This is a genomic window from Gottfriedia sp. NPDC057991, assembly GCF_042886615.1.
Taxonomy (GTDB): domain Bacteria; phylum Bacillota; class Bacilli; order Bacillales; family Bacillaceae_G; genus Gottfriedia.
Map to the genome: position 1 here is coordinate 1,040,223 of NZ_JBHVQN010000001.1, position 18,290 is coordinate 1,058,512.

At 31.3% G+C, this 18,290-nt stretch carries 16 protein-coding genes and 1 pseudogene; 15 read left to right on the forward strand and 2 right to left on the reverse strand.

The window, feature by feature from the left end; translation table 11 throughout:
• Positions 1-101: 101 nt before the first annotated feature.
• On the forward strand, positions 102-629 hold the full coding sequence (locus ACFVR2_RS05295; protein ID WP_387359516.1) for a hypothetical protein: 528 nt from the start codon (positions 102-104) through the stop codon (positions 627-629).
• Positions 630-1,877, forward strand: a complete 1,248-nt coding sequence (locus ACFVR2_RS05300) for a DEAD/DEAH box helicase (protein ID WP_387359518.1) — start codon at positions 630-632, stop codon at positions 1,875-1,877.
• Positions 1,878-1,915: 38 nt separating this feature from the next.
• Here ACFVR2_RS05300 and ACFVR2_RS05305 read toward each other — a convergent pair whose 3' ends face one another.
• Positions 1,916-2,860: an MBL fold metallo-hydrolase gene (locus ACFVR2_RS05305; RefSeq protein ID WP_387359520.1), complete on the reverse strand. Its 945-nt coding sequence runs from the start codon at positions 2,858-2,860 to the stop codon at positions 1,916-1,918.
• 167 nt (positions 2,861-3,027) lie between these two features.
• Between ACFVR2_RS05305 and ACFVR2_RS05310 the strand changes: the two genes are divergently transcribed.
• On the forward strand, positions 3,028-3,510 hold the full coding sequence (locus ACFVR2_RS05310; protein WP_387359522.1) for a glutathione peroxidase: 483 nt from the start codon (positions 3,028-3,030) through the stop codon (positions 3,508-3,510).
• Positions 3,511-3,669: 159 nt separating this feature from the next.
• Here ACFVR2_RS05310 and ACFVR2_RS05315 read toward each other — a convergent pair whose 3' ends face one another.
• Positions 3,670-5,898: an alpha-galactosidase gene (locus tag ACFVR2_RS05315; RefSeq protein ID WP_387359524.1), complete on the reverse strand. Its 2,229-nt coding sequence runs from the start codon at positions 5,896-5,898 to the stop codon at positions 3,670-3,672.
• A gap of 290 nt (positions 5,899-6,188) precedes the next feature.
• On the opposite strand from ACFVR2_RS05315, the gene ACFVR2_RS05320 reads away from it, so the two are divergent.
• The 12 genes and pseudogenes from ACFVR2_RS05320 to ACFVR2_RS05375 all read left to right on the forward strand — a co-directional run bounded on the left by ACFVR2_RS05320 (position 6,189) and on the right by ACFVR2_RS05375 (position 18,143).
• Entirely contained in the window at positions 6,189-7,874 is a 1,686-nt protein-coding gene (locus tag ACFVR2_RS05320; protein ID WP_387359526.1) for a DUF6044 family protein, read from the forward strand.
• A gap of 25 nt (positions 7,875-7,899) precedes the next feature.
• Positions 7,900-8,883: a glycosyltransferase family 2 protein gene (locus tag ACFVR2_RS05325; protein WP_387359528.1), complete on the forward strand. Its 984-nt coding sequence runs from the start codon at positions 7,900-7,902 to the stop codon at positions 8,881-8,883.
• Entirely contained in the window at positions 8,880-9,317 is a 438-nt protein-coding gene (locus ACFVR2_RS05330; protein WP_387359530.1) for a GtrA family protein, read from the forward strand. The genes ACFVR2_RS05325 and ACFVR2_RS05330 overlap by 4 nt, the downstream gene beginning before the upstream one ends.
• 5 nt (positions 9,318-9,322) lie before the next feature.
• The gene (gene galE, locus ACFVR2_RS05335; protein ID WP_387359532.1) at positions 9,323-10,333 is read left to right on the forward strand and encodes a UDP-glucose 4-epimerase GalE; all 1,011 of its coding nucleotides are present in this window, start codon (positions 9,323-9,325) and stop codon (positions 10,331-10,333) included.
• 648 nt (positions 10,334-10,981) lie between these two features.
• Positions 10,982-11,629 carry an HD domain-containing protein gene (locus ACFVR2_RS05340; protein WP_387359534.1) on the forward strand — a complete coding sequence of 216 codons (648 nt, stop codon included), beginning with the start codon at positions 10,982-10,984 and terminating at the stop codon, positions 11,627-11,629.
• The gene (locus ACFVR2_RS05345) at positions 11,626-13,515 is read left to right on the forward strand and encodes an ABC-F family ATP-binding cassette domain-containing protein (RefSeq protein ID WP_387359536.1); all 1,890 of its coding nucleotides are present in this window, start codon (positions 11,626-11,628) and stop codon (positions 13,513-13,515) included. Before ACFVR2_RS05340 ends, ACFVR2_RS05345 begins: the two co-directional genes overlap by 4 nt.
• 164 nt (positions 13,516-13,679) lie before the next feature.
• Positions 13,680-14,069, forward strand: a complete 390-nt coding sequence (locus ACFVR2_RS05350) for a single-stranded DNA-binding protein (RefSeq protein ID WP_165346850.1) — start codon at positions 13,680-13,682, stop codon at positions 14,067-14,069.
• Between the two features lie 55 nt (positions 14,070-14,124).
• A complete protein-coding gene (locus ACFVR2_RS05355) occupies positions 14,125-15,279 on the forward strand; it encodes a conserved virulence factor C family protein (RefSeq protein ID WP_387359538.1) in 1,155 nt (384 codons plus the stop codon).
• A complete protein-coding gene (locus ACFVR2_RS05360) occupies positions 15,279-15,707 on the forward strand; it encodes a BrxA/BrxB family bacilliredoxin (RefSeq protein ID WP_387359540.1) in 429 nt (142 codons plus the stop codon). Before ACFVR2_RS05355 ends, ACFVR2_RS05360 begins: the two co-directional genes overlap by 1 nt.
• A 222-nt stretch (positions 15,708-15,929) precedes the next feature.
• Complete coding sequence (locus ACFVR2_RS05365; protein ID WP_387359542.1) at positions 15,930-16,718, forward strand: class I SAM-dependent methyltransferase; 789 nt, start codon at positions 15,930-15,932, stop codon at positions 16,716-16,718.
• A 30-nt stretch (positions 16,719-16,748) separates the two neighbouring features.
• A pseudogene (gene thyA / locus ACFVR2_RS05370) lies at positions 16,749-17,246 on the forward strand (thymidylate synthase); the annotation flags it as partial.
• Between the two features lie 108 nt (positions 17,247-17,354).
• A complete protein-coding gene (locus ACFVR2_RS05375; protein ID WP_387359544.1) occupies positions 17,355-18,143 on the forward strand; it encodes an NUMOD3 domain-containing DNA-binding protein in 789 nt (262 codons plus the stop codon).
• Positions 18,144-18,290 lie beyond the last annotated feature (147 nt).

An 18,290-nucleotide genomic window follows, 5' to 3' on the forward strand; every position in this document is an offset into this window, starting at 1 on the left:
AGATGATTTTATCGGATTATTTTTTGTGTTGTTCGTTTATTATGATACATAATAGAAAATAAACGAATTAAAGGAATCTATAGATTAAAGGAGTTTAGAAAATGTTTGATCCGACCGCTTTTGATAATATGAAGGTTGTAATAGAAGGGCTTATATATGACAAAGATCTAGACGGAGAATATGAAATCATCGATCGAAATGACTTTGTTAATCTTTCCAAGATGGATCGATTATTCTCAATTAAATTTAGAAAGTTAAACAAGTTGATTAAGACAACAAGTTGCAAATTTTCAATGAGTACAACAGCTAGTGATTTATATAATGAATTAATTAATGGAAATACTGAAGTAGGTTGTTATATTGAAATTGAATTTTCCTTTCCTAAACCATTAGAAATCGAAATCATTCAAAGAAGTCTACTTTTATTTCAAAATAAGACAAATGAACAATTCACTCCATTTTATAACATTAAACACTCAATTTTAGATAAAAATATCATTGAATCGTCAGTAAACATAAAATTTCAAAATAAAATGACCGAAGATGACTTCGATCTAATAGAAGAATTGGTACATAATACAGAAATAATGTTACAATGGTACGATGAGCAAATATTAAAGGAGATTTAAATGGAACATTTTCAATTAGCAGAACAAACAATCTTAAAAATAAAAGCAAATAATATTACGAAATGGACACCAGTTCAAGAGGAAGCAATCCCCGCGATTTTAGATGGGAACGATGTTATAGCGCAATCTCCAACAGGTACTGGTAAGACTCTTGCATATGTTTTACCATTGATTAATAAGGTTGATGAAAAGGAAGAAAATCCTCAAATTATTATCATGGCTCCAACTCGTGAACTTGTAATGCAGATTTTTCAGGTTGTCCAAGACTATACACAAAATACAAATATAAAGGCTGCTTCAATTGTTGGTGGAGCTGATATAAAACGCCAGATTGAAAAATTAAAACAGAAGCCTAAAATTATCGTTGGTTCACCGGGTCGAATCTCACAATTAATTAAACAGAAAAAATTAAAAATGCATTGTGTTAAGACAATTGTTTTTGATGAAGTAGATGAATTATTAAAAACAGATGATCAAAAAGATTTACCGCAAATTGTCAAAGCAACAATGAAAGATCGCCAACTATTATTCTTATCTGCAACAATAACACCGGGAGCAATGCAGTTTGCAAAAGAAACAAGTTCAAATCTAAAAGAAATTTCGATTGAGCAAAGCTTGGAAGGAAATATAGTCCATGGGTTTATTCCTTGTGAAGAAAGAGAGAAGCTAGAATTACTTAGAAGAATTGGTTCTGTTCAAAATATGAAAGCAATCGTATTTAGTAATGATCCATTTAAACTTGAAGGATTCGCTTCTAAATTAAATTTTAGAGGAATTAAAACAGCGGTACTGCATTCAAAACTAGGGAAAATGGAAAGAAGCCGAGTTTTAAAAGATCTTCAAATTGGTAAAACTACTTTACTATTTTCTACTGACGTAGCAGCACGAGGAATTGATTTACAAGAGTTACCATACGTTATAACACTTGATGTACCAGAAAAAGTTGAACAATATACTCATCGAAGTGGCCGTGTAGGAAGAATGGGTAAACAAGGTACTGTTATAAACTTGGTAACACCTCGAGAGAAAAAGAACTTATTTAGCTTAAGAGGAACGCAAAAATTGTTTTTTGAACATTTAACGGTTTCACACGGTGAAATACAAAAAATCGAAATGAAAGAAAAACAATTGAATGATGATCAATCAAATGAAAATCAATCAAATGAAAAAAGAACCAAACCAGTTTCGAATCAAAACAAAAAACCTGTTTCGAGCAAAAATAAACCAATAAAAAAGATTAAAAAATAATAAAAACTTCAGCCAAATGGCTGAAGTTTTTTATTTTGTTATTTTTGATCCATAGCCAGTACTAATCCCATAGCGGAAACTTCCAAATCTAATTTAATAATCTGGAAAACCGGGTTACTCTCATCAACATTTTTATTTTTAAGATTCTGCTTTGCTTCATTGTATAATGCTGCTGACAGAATCCTACTTTTCTCATAAAAAGGTTTTTCTTTATTTTCTTCAATCGAGGTAGCAGTTAGTTTTATAAAACGATCTAAATATAGTTTTAAAGCCTCATATACGAAATTTGTATCTCTAGTTAATCCATAATGACCGAAGCAAATAGCATCCGGATTATACTCTTGAATTTTTCTTGATGAACTTAGAGTTGCTTCGTATGAAAATTGATTAGGTGATGTCGATGGTAAAATAAATGTTCCTATTTCCTTTTGTAGCTGTGGATAATAAATACCTAATGTATCTCCTGTATACATAAATTTACTCGAAGAATCGAAAATTGAAATATGATGATTAGCATGCCCTGGAGTATGTAAAAATGTTAGTTTACGATTTTTACCAATGACAAGCTCTTCACCATCGGCTACCTGATAAATTTTAGTAGAGTCAATTGGAAGGATTGGGTTAAATAAACGATCAAAATCATCACCATAAACTTGTTTTGCACTCGCAATTAATTTTGTCGGATTTTCTAAATGCCTAGCTCCTTTAGGATGTACAAAAAGAGTTGCATTTGGACATTTTTCCATTAGTAAGCCAGCGCCACCTGAATGATCTAAATGAATATGTGTTACGATAACATTTTTAATTTTGTCAAATGAAATTTGTAACTCTTTTAAACCTTTTAATAAATACTCGTGGGAAGGGCTTGCACTTGTTTCAATGATTGTAATCTCTTCATCTAATATAATATAGCTACCCGTTCGTTCCTGAAACGATAAATCATATAAATCAATTAAATATGTATTAAAACCTAAATCTTGCATACACTTACCTCCATTCTTTAGTTAAAAGGTGAAGAAATTAGTTTAATTAAACTATAATTTAAATACTAATAGGTTTGAAGGTTTTTTTCAAAATATAATAATTAGAATAGACTTTTTGATGGAAAATAATTACTATTAACATTATAAGGAAGTAGGAGGAATGTGAAATGAGTATTTATGATTTTGAAGTAAAAGATAGCAAGGGCGAAGATGTATCTCTTTCAAATTATAAAGATAAAGTTGTGATTGTTGTAAATACTGCAAGTGCATGTGGATATACACCTCAATATAAAGATTTACAAGCATTATATGAAGAATATAAAGAAGATGGATTAGAAATACTTGGTTTTCCATGTAATCAATTTATGAATCAGGAACCAGGTTCAAATGAAGAAATTCAAAGTTTTTGTGAATTGAATTTTGGTGTAACTTTCCCTGTTTTTGCGAAAATTGATGTAAATGGTGACAAAGCAGATCCACTATTTAAATATTTAAGCTCAAAAGCTCCTGGTATAATGGGGTTAAAATCAATAAAATGGAATTTTACTAAATTTATTATTGATAAAAATGGTGAAGTCATTGAACGATTTGCTCCTCAAACAAATCCTCAAGAGATGAGAGCGACAATTGAGAAATTATTGAAAGCTTAAGAACCTTCTTTCATGTTGAATGGTTTTCGACCATATAAAAACGCTTGTGTTTATCGCACATCTGCAAGATTTGCTGCACGAAAAGACAAGCGTTTGATTGGTCAATATTTCAATTTTTTCGAACTTTGTTAAAAGCCATTAAGTACGAGTTTCATTCAGTTAATCACAACAAACAAGATGAAAGATGCAAGATTGGAAATCACCTGCTCGTTTTGCAATTTTTTTATTGGCACCATTAAATTCGAGTGGTAAGGGGACTCCATTTTCCATTAATTCGCTTCCATGAAAAGAGAGATTCGTATTGTTTAGTAAATATTTCGTATTTGGATTTAAACCTGTCAGTTTTAAAGTCTGGTTCTTCGGTGGATTTGGACTTACTAATATTTTGTACCAACCTATAATGGCTTCATTTTTGTTTTTACATACTACCATCCAAGCTACTTCGTTTTCCTTAAAAGGATCAAGTAACCGATAAAAATCTCCTTTCATCATTAATGATCGGTGCTGTTTGTAAAATTGTATTTGCGATTTAATTTCTATTTTTTCTTGTTCTGTAAGGATCGAAGGATTTAATTCATAACCAAATGTTCCAAAGAATGCGACATTGGCTCTAATTGATAATGGGGTATAACGAAATGTTTGATGATTAGGTGATGCTGATACATGTGATCCGATGCTAGAAATTGGGTATGGTAGTGAGGTACCGTATTGAATTTTTAATCGTTCAATTGGATCTGTATTATCACTAGCCCATGCTTGTGGTGCATAAAACAATAAACCAGGATCAAATCGACCACCACCGCCAGCGCATGATTCAAATAACACATTTGGAAAATCACTTACTAGTCGTTCATATAACTCATACACACCTAAAATATACCGATGAAAAAATTCATCTTGCTGATCATTAGCTAACTTCTTAGAATAAGCCTCAGTAATATTTCGATTCATATCCCATTTTATATAGTCCAAATTTGTATTTTTTATAACTTGTGCCATTTTTTTATAAATATGATCGACAACTTCCTTTCTCGAGAAATCTAATACTAGTTGATGCCTTCCTAAAGAAACTTGTCGATTAGGTGTACGAATAATCCAATCAGGATGATTTTTAAATAAATTACTATTATGACTAACCATTTCAGGCTCAAACCAAAGACCAAATTTTAAACCTAACTCTTTAATTTTATTTGCAAAACTATTTATTCCTTTAGGGAATTTTTCCGTATTTGAATACCAATCGCCTAGAGAGCTAGTAGCATTATTTCTTTTACCAAACCATCCATCATCTAATACAAATAATTCAATCCCAAGCTGCTTTGCTTCTCTTGCGATTTGAAGTAAGGATTTTTCATTAAAATTGAAATAAGTGGCTTCCCAATTGTTTATTAAGATAGGTCGTTCATTATTTTTCCACTTTCCACGAATTAGGTTGTTTCGATATAAATCATGAAAAGCTTGACTCATTCCGTTCATTCCTTGATCAGAATACACCATCACTACTTCAGGGGATTGAAAGTGTTCGTTTTCAGATAATTTCCAAGTGAAACGAAACGGATGTATTCCCATCGTGATTCGAGTCATATCATAATGATCAACTTCAGCTTGAGCAATAAAATTTGAGCTATAAACTAAATTAAAACCAAATACTTCACCATGATTTTCTGTAGTCTCTTTTCTTCTAAAGGCAAGAAATGGGTTATGTTGATGTGAACTTGAACCTCGTAAACTCGAGATGCCTTGTGTACCAATCTCTAGCTGACGTTCCTTTATATGTCTCTCTCTAGACCATGCACCACTTAGCTGAATCATAATGTAATCATGGTCAGGGAAATCAATCGACGCACTCATGAATCGCTCTAAATAAAATGGTTCATTTCCTTGGTTACAAATATATGCACTTCTAGTAATAACAGATAAATCTTTAAATATTGTATAGGTAATGACAAGCACAGCTTTAAGAGTTGAGTCTTCTAGAACAATTTGAATTGTTTCAGCCTCTTCTTCATTTTCTGTATAAGTGGCAGGTAAACCTTGTAAAATTGGTTTTCCTTTTGTAATTGTATAATATTTATAGATAAAGTTAGTAATATGGCTACCGTTTAACTGACGAATACTTAATGCTGGTTCACGATAGTCGGAAGTGCCATATACGGGATATTCCTGTCTAATCGTTTCAAGACTAATAGATCGATCAGCATAATAATAAGAAGTATATGTTGTAGAAGAATTGTCATTTTGGATATGAGTAAAATTAGAATGAATGTCAATTGCTTTTCCAAAATACAAAGACCCCAGGTGACCATTTTTCATGACATAAAATACATAACTAATTCTTCCATTTGTTAGATGAAACTTTTTTTGTTCGTCATCCACAAAAATCAGCATGATTACACCTCAAGTACATGATTTAATGAATTCTAAAAACTTTTTATACTATTAAAGAAATTAACCTAATCAAATTTTTATGCACATTATAAAATGAATATTTTTTACTTATTGAAAATAATAGGGAAATTTAAATGAAATTTTAGTCAAATTTTCATCTGATTTTCAGAAAAGAATTTTAATATTAATAGATGTGAGAAAGAGCTAGGAATTAAAACTAAAAAGATAAAGGGAGGGAAATATTAATCAGTAACCCAAAAACAATATTTAAACAAAGTGGTGTAATAAATATGAAACTATTTAAGGAACTAAGTCAGGAAAATAAACATTTATTGATTGCAACAATTTTAATGATCATTTATGTTTCTCCACTTTTCATATTAGGAGAAAATGCTCATATTAGAGTACATGATAATTTAGATTCAAATATTGCATGGTATAAAACACTTAGAAATTCAGGGCAATTATTTGGTAAATTAAATTCCACAATCCCACAGATTATTAATGGATTGCCAAGAAATGCTTATGGAACGGAATTTAGTGGTATACAGCTGCTAAATAATCTCTTTTCGCCAATGCTAGCTTATTCCATAGGACAGACAATTACTAGATTTTTTGCGTTTTTTGGGATGTATATCTTGTTAAAAAAGCATTTTATAACATCAAAGGAAAATTACCTTATTAGAGTATGGGTCTCACTTGCATTTGCACTAACACCATTTTGGCCGTCTGGAATGCTAAGTACATTGGGGATGCCACTAGCACTTTGGGCGTTTCTAAATATAAGAATTGGGAAATATTCCTGGAAAGACTGGATTACCCTTATTTTATTACCCTTTTATTCTAGTTTTGTATTAGGATTCTTTTTCTTTTTAGTATTTATGGGATTGCTATGGTTAAGAGATGTATTTGTAAAAAAGAAAATCAATCTAGTCTTCTTTTTAAGTATTTTATTAATGACTTTAATGTATTTAGCAGTAGAATATCGACTTGTATTCTCACTAGTCATTCCATCTGAACCAACAAGTAGAAATGAGTTTTTAAGCTCTACATTGGGTTTTTGGCATACGATTCGATTAGTGTTTAAGAATTATTTTTTAGGCCATACCCATGTTCTAACACTTCACACTCTAGTCATTGTACCTTTATCTTTTATTGTATTCTGGACTTTAAGAAATAAAAAAAGAGGAATTATTGAAAAAAGGTTTCTATACTTATTTATTCTTAATTTTTTATTATCCGTTTGGTACGCCTTTTGGTTTTATAAAGGATGGAAGCCAGTAAAAGAACAATTTCAGCTTTTAAATACGTTTAATTTTGCGAGATTTCATTTTTTAAGACCTTTAATTATCTATTTAATGTTTGCTGTTGGGGCCTGTCTTCTTTGGTTAAAGGGAAAAGGTTGGCAAAAGTTTGTGAAAATTTGTTTAGTAGTTCAAGTAATCGTGATGTTTTGTGCTAATGACGAGATTGTCTATCGGGTTGTGGGGAAACCATCTTTTAAACAATTTTATGCAGTTAATCAATTTAGTGAAATCTCAAAATATATTGGTAAACCTAAAAATAGTTATCGGGTTGCAAGTATTGGCATTCACCCTGCGATTGCTCAGTACAACGGTTTTTACACACTCGATACATATAATAATTTTTATTCGTTAAAATATAAACACGAATTTAGAAAAATAATTGCACCTGAACTTGAAAAAAGCCCATTACTTGAAAATTATTTTGACCATTGGGGTGGAAGATGCTATTTATTTGTAGCTGAACTAGGTAAAAATTATGAATTTAAAAAGAACTCGAACGTAAAAATCCATCATTTACAACTAAATATTAACGAATTTAAAAAGTTGGGTGGGGAATATATTTTTGCGGCTGTCCCAATTGAAAATGCTAATAGTAATGGACTTAGATTGATGAAGACTTTTAATGATGATCATTCAGCATGGCGCATCTATCTATACGAAGTAAAATAACCACTTTATAAGGACGTGATTATACATGATACCTTTATTAACAATTGTTGTACCTTGTTACAATGAACAGGAAGTTTTTGAAGAAACAGCCTATCAACTCACTTACTTAATTGAAGAATTAATTTATGATTCTCTTATTTCAGATGATAGCAAAATTCTATTTGTAGATGATGGAAGTAAGGATCGTACATGGGAATTAATAGAAAAAGAAAGTAACGATAATCTATTTGTTAAAGGATTAAAGCTTGCTAAAAATGTAGGGCATCAAAACGCACTAATTGCTGGGCTTGAAATTGCTAATAAGCAATCCGATTGTGTAGTTTCAATCGATGCGGATTTACAAGATGATATTAATGTAATACGTAATTTTGTAGAAAAGTATATAGAAGGTTTTGATATTGTCTATGGCGTAAGAGACAGTAGAGAAACAGATACTTTTTTTAAGCGTTCAACAGCGCTTGGATTCTATCGATTCATGGGTAAAATAGGGATTAATCTAGTTCCTAATCATGCGGATTTCCGATTAATGAGTAAAAGGGCATTAGATGAATTATTCAAATATAAAGAGACTAATTTATTCTTAAGGGGCTTAGTACCTCTTGTAGGGTTTCCATCAACTAATGTCTATTACGATCGAAAAGAACGGTTTGCAGGTGAATCAAAATATCCATTAAAAAAGATGCTATCTTTTGCGTTCGACGGGATCACATCATTTAGTATAGCTCCGATTAGATTTGTATCACTGCTTGGGTTTTTATCCATCATATTTAGTTTGATCGCAGGTGGCTATGCAATAGTTCAACATTTATTAGGAAATACGGTTAGTGGATGGCCATCATTAATGGTCTCAATTTGGTTTGTAGGTGGAGTTCAATTAATTGGAATCGGAATGATCGGTGAGTATATTGGAAAGATTTATCACGAAGTAAAAAATCGACCTAGATATGCTATTGAAACAGATTTATATACAATGAGCGATACTGTACTAGTAAATAAGGGGCAAAGATGAATAAGACATTTATCCGTTTTATTGCAGTAGGAATTGCAAATACAATTGTAGGATTATCATTCATTTATTTACTACTTCATTTATTTGGTTTGTCTTATTGGATTTCAACATTTATTGGAAATTCTATAGGAGCTTGTGTAAGTTATATTTTAAATCGAAATTTTACATTTAAAAGTCAAGGCTCTGTAAAAAAAAGTATTCCATTGTTTATCATAGTCATACTAACCTGTTATTTTATAGCATTTAATCTCGGAGCTAAAATAATTGATTACATTTTAAATTTACAAGATTTCATATCTCTTAATTATAAAAATGACTTAGCTGTTTTAATTAGTTCTGGGTTATATACGGTTTTAAATTACTTTGGTCAAAAATTGCTTGTTTTTAAAAATAAAAATATGACCAAAAAACAACTTAAAAACGAAAGAATGTGATCAAAATGAATATTTTAGTACTTGGCGGAGCTGGTTATATAGGATCACACGCAGTATACATGCTGATTGAAAATGGCGTAAATGTGATAATTGTTGATAATTTGCAGACAGGAAACAAAGGAGCGATTCATTCAGAAGCCATTTTTTATAATGGAGATATTCGAGATAAGGAATTTTTAAGATCAGTATTCCAAAGTGAAAAGATTGATGGTGTATTACATTTTGCAGCAAATAGTCTAGTTGGTGAATCAATGGAAAAACCGTTGGAGTATTTTAGCAATAATGTATTTGGCACACATGTTCTATTAGAAGTAATGAATGAATTTAATGTTAAAAATATCGTCTTTTCATCTTCGGCTGCTGTATATGGTGAGCCTAAAATAGTACCGATCTCAGAAGACTTCATTCCAGATCCAACGAACACCTATGGTGAAACAAAATTAATGATGGAAAAGATGATGAAATGGAGTAGTTTAGCATATGGTATAAATTATGTTTCACTAAGATACTTTAATGTTGCTGGAGCAAAAAGTTCATCCGAAATTGGAGAAGACCATTCTCCTGAGACTCATTTAATTCCATTGATTTTACAAGTTGCTTTAAATCAAAGGAAAGAGATTTCTATTTTTGGAGATGATTACAATACTCCAGACGGTACGTGTATTAGAGACTATATTCATGTTGAAGATTTAGTTAATGCTCATTTACTAGCTCTTAATTACCTTTTTAATGGTGGGAAAAGTGATATTTTTAACCTTGGAAATAATAAGGGGTATTCAGTATTACAAATTGTTGAAGCAGTACGTCGAATAACTAAGCACCCAATACCATATAAAATCAGTTCTAGAAGAGAAGGTGACCCAAGTATTCTAGTTGCTTCTTCAGTGAAAGCTAAAAAAGTTTTAGGATGGACAGTAAAGTATGAAGACATCGATTTGATCATTAGAGATGCTTGGAAATGGCATAAATCTAATCCTAATGGATTTAAAAACAAATTTACTACTCAATATCATTGATTTTTATTTATATATAAAATCATAATTTGTAGAATTGGACTACACGCTAAAAACCTTCACTATAAGTGAAGGTTTTTTCAGATTGTTGAAATATGTTGTAGTCAATATTGAAAAATACAAACATTAAATGAATTTCTATAAAAAAATAGTCTATTTATTATAGTTTTATCTGTCATCTGATTGATAAATGAGTATTTTTGGTTGATATATAAAAGTTTCAACTAACTTGAAATAATTAAAATATCTCTCTTTTGACGAGCAATATTTGGAAAGATGTGTAAGTCGTCATCATAAGTTACAATTTGAATAATTAAGGGTAATTCATTCGTTCAATTGACTCTTCTTTTGTTATTAAGATTATTATTTCTTATAAAGAGCTTGATTGGAACGGAAGGGTGCTCGACTCCTATGGGATTAGCGGGAAGGCTGAGACCCCACAGGCGGCGCCGAGGAGGCTCAGGTCTCGCCCCATGGAAAGCGAGCACACTGTAGTGGAAATCAATAGGTACAACTTACTTATCAATGAGCAATCCATTAATTAATTGACAAATTCTTTTTTCGTAAATTTAATTCTCACTTAACCTATTAATGTTTTACGGTGAAAGAAAAATGATATAATATCACTAGTCGATTTATGGAGGTACGAGTATGAATCAACAGGAAATCATATTACAATTAGAAAATTATGTTCGAAATCTTCATCAAGGTGATAGTTCTGGACATGACTGGCATCATATTGACCGGGTTAGAAACTTAGCTGTACATATTGCTCAAAAAGAAAATGCAAATCAATTCATCGTAGAATGTGCAGCATTAGTACACGATGTAATAGATGATAAATTACATGATGATCTTGAAGCTCAGAAAACTCAATTAGAATTAGTTCTAAATGAATTATTAAATAGTAATAAAGAAGTAAACGAAATCATGTACATAATAGAAAATATCTCCTATAAAGGAGGGAATGGGGTTATTCCAACCTCTTTAGAAGGTAAAATTGTACAAGATGCTGATCGCTTGGATGCAATTGGAGCAATCGGTGTTGCTAGAACGTTTGCGTACGGAGGTAAAAAAGGTCGTAGTATGTTTAACCCAGAGTTTATAATAAGAGAAAACATGACGATCGAGGAATATAGAAGTGACAAAAGTTCTTCGTTACATCACTTCTATGAAAAAATATTAAAACTAAAAGACTTAATGAATACGAATACAGCATTAGGATTGGCAGAGGAAAGACATCTATTTGTAGAAAAATTCATCGATGAATTTATGAAAGAGTGGAATTTTAAAATATGAAGATTTTAAGTGTAGAGAATTTAATTAAAACTTATGGGGAAAAAACTTTATTCGATAAAATTTCATTTACCGTAAGCGAAGGACAGAAAATTGGATTATTAGGTATAAATGGAACTGGTAAATCGAGTTTATTAAAAATTATTGCTGGTATCGAGTCAGCTGATGAAGGAAAAATTACTACTCCAAAGGATTATGTAGTAAGTTATTTGCCTCAACATGAAGACTTTGATAAAAAGCAAACGATTCTTGAAGCAGTATTTGAGAGTGATGATAAAGTAATGGTTTTAGTAAAATCATATGAAAAAACTTTACAAGCACTTGGTGAAGATCCATCTAATCAAGGTTTACAAAATGAATTACTAAAATTACAAGCTGAAATGGATTCATTAAATGGTTGGGATTTAGAAGCAAATGCAAAGACAATTTTATCGAAATTAGGTTTATCAAATTTAAATTTAGATGTTTCATTACTTTCAGGTGGTCAGAAGAAAAGAGTAGCCTTAGCAAAAGCATTAATACATCCATGTGATTTATTAATTTTAGATGAGCCTACGAACCATTTGGACTATGAATGTATCGTATTTTTACAAGAATACATAAAAAGACTGCAAAACGCGGTATTATTTGTAACTCATGATCGCTATTTTTTAGATGAAGTTACTACAGCATTATTAGAGCTATCAAATAGTAATATTTATCGTTATGAAGGTAACTATCAGTATTATATTGAACAAAGAGCTGCTCGAGAAGAACAAGAGGCAGCGACTAATGAAAAAAGAAACAATTTATTTAGAAGAGAATTAGCTTGGATGCGTAGAGGGGCAAAAGCTAGAACGACTAAGCAAAAAGCTCGTATTCAACGATTTGATGACCTTTCGGGTAAACTAAACAATCAAGAAAAAGTGGAATTAGAGATGAGCTTCCAACAAACTCGTTTAGGTAAAAAAGTTGTTGAGTTTATAAATGTTAATAAGTCTTTTAACGAGAAAAAGATTTTAGATAATTTTAACTTGCTTTTACTTCAAACTGATCGAATTGGAATAATTGGTGAAAACGGTGCGGGTAAGACAACTTTATTGAAAATGCTTGTTGGAGAAGAACAAGTTGATTCTGGTGAAATTGAAATTGGACAAACAGTTAAGGTAGCATACTATACTCAAATACAAGAAAATGTGAATCCAACAATGAGAATGATTGATTATATTAAGGATGAAGCAGAAGTCATTCATACACCAGATGGAAAAACAATTTCAGCTTCACAAATGCTTGAAACATTCTTATTTCCTACTCAATCGCACGGAGTACAATTGGGAAAACTTTCAGGTGGCGAAAAAAGAAGACTATATTTATTAAGACTCTTAATGACTGCTCCAAATTTATTATTACTTGATGAGCCAACAAACGATTTAGATATTGATACTTTAACGGTTTTAGAAGACTATATTGAGAATTTTAGTGGAGTAGTAGTTACCGTATCACATGATCGTTACTTCTTAGATAAAGTTACAAATAAATTATTAATTTTCGAAGGTGAAGGGGAAATTTCATCTACATTAGAAAGTTATACGGATTATTTAGATCGACAATCGAACGAAAAACGTGAAGTCGAAGTTGTAAAAGAGACAATTGAAAAACCAGTTTATCAAAAAGAGCAAAAGAAAAAGCGATTAACTTATCAAGAACAAAAAGAATGGGACGGTATTGAATCAGACATCGAAAAGCTGGAGAATGAGATTGAGCAACTAAATGAAAAATTACAAGGTGTAGGCTCTAATTTTGATGAAGCTTATAAACTTTCTAAAGATATTGAAGAGAAAGAAGCTCAGTTAGAACAGAAAATGGAGCGTTGGTCAGTTTTAAGTGATTTAGTTGAAAGTTTAAAGTAGATTATTAATTTTGAGTTTTGGATTATGATGTTATTTTACTACTTAAGTTTTTTTATCTCATAATGAATTTTTAAAAATAAATGTTTATTTAAAATACTATTTTCCTTTTTTTACGAACTTACAATAATATTGTATTGTAGAAAAAAATAAAGGAGATGGTAATAATGATAAACAATGTTGTATTAGTAGGAAGATTAACGAAAGAGCCCATTTTACAAACTACACCGAATGGAAGGAAAACAACTTTTATTAATATTGCTACGAATGTTTATTCAGATTATCTAAAAAAAACGAGAACGAATTATGTTTCAGTAAAATTATGGGGTCCCATTGCTGAATATGCTACTAAAAAAGCAAAAAAAGGGATGGAAGTTTCTATTGAAGGAGTTATAAAAACTTCAAGTTATGTAAAGGAATCTGAAAAACCTATTTATGTGACGGAAATAATAGTAGAGAAATTTCACCTTTTTACTCGTCGATCTGAAGAGTTAACTCACAACGCAGTCGAATCAAGTACAAATGACTTTGAAGAATTCGTTAAGGCGTTACAATAGTGAGATTTTCCTCTTTTTGATAGAATGGACTAAATAACAAGAAGAGGAGATTAAGATGAAAATTAAGTCAATTGAACCAACACCGAGTCCTAATACAATGAAAGTGTTATTAGATGAGGAATTGCCATCAGGAAGTAGAAATCATTATTCTATTGATAATATTGACAAGGCACCATTAATAATTCAAGAAATATTAGGAATTGAAGGAATCAAAAGTGTCTATCATGTAGCTGATTTTATTGCCATTGATCGTAAGTCAAATGCAAATTGGCAAACCATTTTGCTTCAAGTCAGAAATGTATTTGGTGAAGAAGTAAATGATGAAGCTACTAATGAAACGATAATTGATAATCATTTTGGAGAGGTACAAGTATTTGTTCAAATGTATCATAATATACCAATGCAGTTGAAATTAATTGTAAATGGTGAAGAACAAAGAGCAGCTTTACCTCCATTCTATAAAGAAGCAATCATGAAACTAACAACATCTGCATCAAATGTTGTATATGAAAGACAATGGATTGATTATGGAATTCGTTATGGTGAATTATCAACAATTGAGAAAGAAATTATTGATGAATTAACGGCTACTCACACTGAAAACGATATAAAGAATATCGTGAACGAAGTGATGACGAATGATGCTTCTAATGTTGAGAAAAAAGAAGTTCCTAAATTTGAACCATTTACTGCAGATATTTTTGAAGAAAAAGATTGGAAAAAAAGGTATGCGAGATTTGTAAAAATCAATCCTACACTTGAAGATTTACCTTTACTAGAGATTGCATTAAAAGATGAACATGTTTCAATAAGAAGATTAGCTACAGCTTATTTAGGTATGTTAAAATCAGAATTAGTGTTACCTTATTTATATGAGGCTTTAAAGGATAAGGCAGTGGGTGTAAGACGAATTGCTGGAGATTGTCTATCAGACCTAGGATTTGAAGAAGCAATGCCAGCTATGGTTGAAGCATTAAAAGATCCTAGTAAATTAGTTAGATGGCGTGCAGCAATGTTTCTTTTTGAACTAGGTGATGAAAGTGCAATTCCTGCATTAAAAGCTGCATTAGAAGACCCAGAATTCGAAGTGAAATTACAAGTTCAGCTTGCTTTACATCGAATTGAGAATGGTGAGGAAGCACTAGGTTCAGTTTGGAAACAAATGACTGAACGTAATAAAATAGAAAATGACAAAGGAGAAACAAACTAATGAATGCATATGATGAGTACATGAAAGGGATTGTAAAACCAATGAGAGAGGAATTAACTTCAAATGGTTTTACAGAATTAACTACTGGGGAAGAAGTCGAGTCATTTATGAATGAATTAAATGATACTGCTTTTTTTGTAATCAATTCAGTTTGTGGTTGTGCTGCTGGACTTGCTAGACCTTCTGCAGTTCAAGCTGTTATTGAATCAGAGAAAAAGCCTGCAAATGTTATGACAGTGTTTGCTGGACAAGATAAGGAAGCTACTGCAACGTTAAGAGAATATTTAGCTGACTTCCCACCATCTTCACCATCAATGGCTGTATTTAAAGGTAAAGAAGTAGTTGGATTTATTCCTCGTGAACAAATCGAAGGTTCAACTCCTGAAGATATTAAAGCAAGAATTCAATCGATATTTTCACAAATGTAAAAAGAGGATTTTTCCTCTTTTCAGTGTATAGACAAAATCCAAAAATTTGACTTTCAGACTGATTGCTAGCGCTTGTCTTTCGAGGCGTGAAGCCTGGTGAGGAGCGGAGTTACCTTAAAGGGTAATGAGCACCGCAGATAGGCGAAGCAACGAAGAAAGCGAGCGGTTGTCAACAGTCTGAAAAGAGGATTTTTCCTCTTTTTTTCTTAATTAAGGAGACATATGATTATTACAACTTGCTTAAGACCAGATGTTTATTTAGAAAAGGAAGCTGAAAAAATTGCTTCAGACTTAAATGGACAGTTAATTGGCCGAAAAGAATTTAGCATTGAAGAAATCTATGGTAAATTTAAAAAACCTATACTTATATTAGGTAAAAATAGATTAGAATGGTATGAGGATGACCGAGCAATTCCATATTTTTTTCACCCAAACTCCTCAGTTTTTAGAATTAGACGATTGATGAAGGGTGAACATGATCCATTTTGTGAAGCTTCTTTATTAACAAAAGGTGATTCACTACTAGATTGTACACTTGGAATGGCTTCAGATAGTATTGTTGCAAGCTATGTTGTAGGTGACCAAGGTAAAGTTTTAGGCTTAGAGAAAAACCAAATTATCGCTTACCTAACTAAGAAAGGCTTAGAAACAAATAAACAGAATATTATAGATTGGTCGAATATCATTAACAAAATTGAAGTGAAAAATATAGATTATAAAACTTATTTGAAGACACTTCCAGAACAATCTTTTGATATCGTTTATTTTGATCCGATGTTTGAAAAAAATATTGAAGCCTCTTCGGGCATTGCAGCATTGAAAAATTTAGCATCATATGACGACCTAACATATGAAGTAATCAACGAAGCAAAGCGTGTTGCAAAAAAAAGAGTAGTGTTAAAAGACCATTTTAGAAGTGAAAGATTTAAAAAATATGGATTTAATCAATTAATTCGCAAATCATCAGAATTTCATTTTGGTTATATTGAAATTAGTGAAGAAGATCATTAAGAATTAACAATACATAATTAGGAGGTCAATATGAAGCAATACTTAGATTTATGTAAACACGTATTAGACAATGGCATGACAAAAACAGACCGTACTGGAACAGGAACAATTAGTACTTTCGGTTATCAAATGCGATTTAATCTTCAAGATGGCTTTCCTTTAGTAACAACAAAGAAAGTTCATTTAAAATCAATTATTCATGAATTATTATGGTTTTTAAAAGGCGACACTAATATTCAATATTTAAAAGAAAATGGTGTTCGTATTTGGAATGAGTGGGCAGATGAAAATGGTAATTTGGGCCCTGTATATGGTGAACAATGGAGATCATGGAAAGCTGCTGACGGCTCAACAATTGATCAAATTACTGAAGTAATTAATCAAATAAAAACAAATCCAGATTCTCGAAGAATGATTGTTTCTGCGTGGAATGTTGGAGAACTTGATAAGATGGCATTAGCACCATGTCATTGTTTTTTCCAATTTTATGTGAATGATGGAAAACTTTCTTGTCAGCTTTATCAGCGTTAAATCTGAGCGCCTTTACAGAGTGATCTGTACCGAAAACCTTGCTAAACGGGGAAACTCTTATATTAAGACAATCCCGTGCTAAATTTATTCTTTGTAGGTGGTTTTATGAAATATAAATCTGGAGTTTATAAAATTATTAATAAAATCACCGGTAAATATTATATTGGACAATCTATAGAAATTGAGAAACGATTTTGGCGACATAAATATGAATTATCGCGAAATATTCATCATTGTTTATATCTTCAAAGATCTTGGAATAAATATGGAGAAGAATCTTTTATATTTCAGATATTTAAAGAGTGTGAAAAAGAAGAAGCGGCAGCCATTGAACAAAAATTCTTAGATAATGAAAAAGTAAATCTATATAATACAAGCGATCAAGTATCTGGCGGTGATTTAATTTCTAGTCATCCTAATCGGGAAAATATCATAAAAAAAATAACAACTACAAATAAGAAACGTTATGCTAAAATGACCGAGAAGGAAAGAAAAGAGAAATATGGCAGAAAAGGAAAAGAAAATGGTATGTATGGCCGTACTCATACAAAAGAAGTTAAAGAGAGAATATCACAACTTAACAAAGGTCAATCTCGAAACAAAGGAATTAAAAGGTCAATTGAACAAAGAAAAAGGCTTTCAGAGATTGCTACTTTAAGAACTGGTGAAAACAATCCTTTTTTTGGCCGAAAGCATTCCGATGAAGTAAAAAGAAAGCTTTCTGAACAAAAGAAAGGATATAAACCTCTTAACTCTAGAATAGTCATTATTGATGGCGTTGAGTACGAAAGTATAACTGAAGCTTCCAGACAATTAAATGTAGTTCCAGCTACAATAATTTATAGAATTAAGTCCAAAAATAATAAATTTAATAACTACAAATACAAAGAATAATAAATGCCTAACGACTATCCAAATATGGAGTAGGGTGCAAGTGATTGGCACCCGAAATGCAAGGGACCTTATATGAGGTCGTGATATAGTCTCATCTGCATGGTGACATGCAGCAGTTCTTTTAAAGAACGGGCCAAGCGTAACGAA